Origin of the sequence: Pseudomonas sp. DE0157 (genome assembly GCF_007678615.1) — a bacterium.
Lineage (GTDB): Bacteria > Pseudomonadota > Gammaproteobacteria > Pseudomonadales > Pseudomonadaceae > Aquipseudomonas > Aquipseudomonas parafulva_B.
Window position 1 is genome coordinate 1 of sequence record NZ_VEJN01000033.1, and the last position, 2,059, is coordinate 2,059.

Genomic DNA, 2,059 nt, shown 5'->3' on the forward strand with positions numbered 1-2,059 from the left:
GCTGGGCCTGCTGCTCGATCAGGCGGTGGACACAGTATTCGTCGGGGTAACGCTGCGCGGTCTGGTTCCAGGTGCGCGCAGTGTCCAGCTGTCCTGCGTCCATGAGGGGCAGCTCGGCCACTGGCGCCTGGGGGCTGGCAAGCATGCCACGCAGCAGGGTTTGCCAATGGCTGGCCATGCGCTCAAGGGTGCTGGTTTCGAACAGGTCGGTGGCGAAGGTCCAGGTCGCGCCCAGGCCGTCGGGTGTCTCGAAGGTATCCAGGGCCAGGTCGAACTGGGCACTGTGGTGTTCGCCGCTCAGGGTCTGGACATCGAGCTGCGGCACCTTGAAGCCATCACCCAGCTGCTGGTCGAGCAGATTGCGGTGGGTGAACATCACCTGGAACAGCGGGTTGTGGCTCAGGCTGCGTGCAGGCTGCAGGGCTTCGACCAGTTGCTCGAACGGCAGGTCCTGATGCTGCTGGGCGCCCAAAGCGGCCTGGCGCACTTGTTCCAACAGCGCCTCTACGGTCAGTTGCCCATCGAAGCGCGCACGCAGGACCTGGGTATTGACGAAGAAGCCGATCAGCCGCTCGGTCTCCAGGCGGTGGCGGTTGGCGACGGGCACACCGACACGGATGTCGTCCTGGCCGCTGTAGCGCTGCAGCAGCGCCTGGAACGAGGCCAGCAGCAGCATGAACAGCGTGACGTTGTGCTGTTGCGCCAGCTGTTGCAGGCCTGTGGTCAGCTGCGTGTCCAAGGTCAGCCCCAGGCGGGCACCGCGGTAGCTCTGCACCGCAGGACGCGGGCGATCGGTGGGCAGCTCCAGTACCACCGGCTCATCGCCCAGCTGCTCACGCCAGTACATCAGCTGACGCTCGCGCTCACCGGCTGCCAGCCAGTCGCGCTGCCAGTGGGCGTAATCCAGGTACTGGACGGGCAGCGGCGCAAGGTTGGGCTGCGCGCCGCTGGTCAGGCTGGCATAGCTCTGCATCCATTCATCGACCATCACCTGCATCGACCAGCCATCGGAAACGATGTGGTGCTGGACCAGGGTCAGCACATGGTCCTGTGCTCCCAGTTGCAGCACACCGATGCGCAGCAACGGCCCATTGATCAAGTCGAAGGGCTGGGCAGTCTGGACTTGGAGGAAGGCCTGGATCGCTGCGCCCTCCTCTTCTTGGCCCGCAACGGAGTGCACCGGCACAGGCAAACGCCAGTGGGCGTGGATGACCGGACGAACCTGGACCTGCTCCTGGATGAAGGTGGTACGCAGGCTTTCGTGACGCTGCACCAGCAGGTTGAAGCTGTCTTCCAGCGCCTGCAGGTCCAACTCGCCACGCAAGCGCAGGGCCATGGGGATGTGATAGGCGCTGCTGTGCGGTTCCAGCTGCCAGAGGAACCACTGCCGCTCCTGGGCGAACGACAGCTGCAGTGGCTGGTTGCGGTCCACCGGGGCAATCGGCGCGACGCGGTGGCCTTGCAGGGCGCTCACGGCCTGGGTGAAGGCATGCAGGGTGCTGTGTTCGAACAGCAGCGCCAGTGGCACCTCCAGGTCCAGTTCCTGGGCAACACGCGAAATCACCTGGGTGGCGAGCAGCGAATGCCCGCCCAGGTCGAAGAAGTGATCGGCCATGCCTACCTGGTCCAGGTGCAACACCTGGCGCCAGATGGCTGCAACGGTGCATTCGAGCTCGGTGCTCGGTGCCTGGAAAGCCTGCCGGGCTTGATCAAGATCAGGCGCAGGCAAGGCCTTGCGGTCCAGCTTGCCGTTGGGGCTCAAGGGCATTGCCGGCAGCCACACCAGGTGCGAAGGCACCATGTAGGCCGGCAAGGTCTCGGCCAGCCGGGCCTTGAGCTGGGCTTGCCAGGCGGCAAGATCAGCAGGCGCGCACGCGTCGGCCACGTAGCCGACCAGGTGCTGGCCTTGGGCATCCTGGCGGGCCACGACCACGGTTTCACTCGCGCCGGCCACCTCCAGCAGGCGCGCCTCGATTTCTCCAAGCTCGATGCGCTGGCCACGGATCTTCACCTGGTGGTCCAGGCGACCGAGGTACTCCAGCACGCCGTCGGCGCGGTA

The 2,059-nt window shown here is 65.7% G+C and carries 1 protein-coding gene; it reads right to left on the reverse strand.

All coding sequences use genetic code 11. The annotated features are described in order from the left end of the window. On the reverse strand, window positions 1–2,059 hold a 2,059-nt coding region (locus tag FS777_RS21200; protein WP_256675211.1), incomplete at both ends, for a condensation domain-containing protein.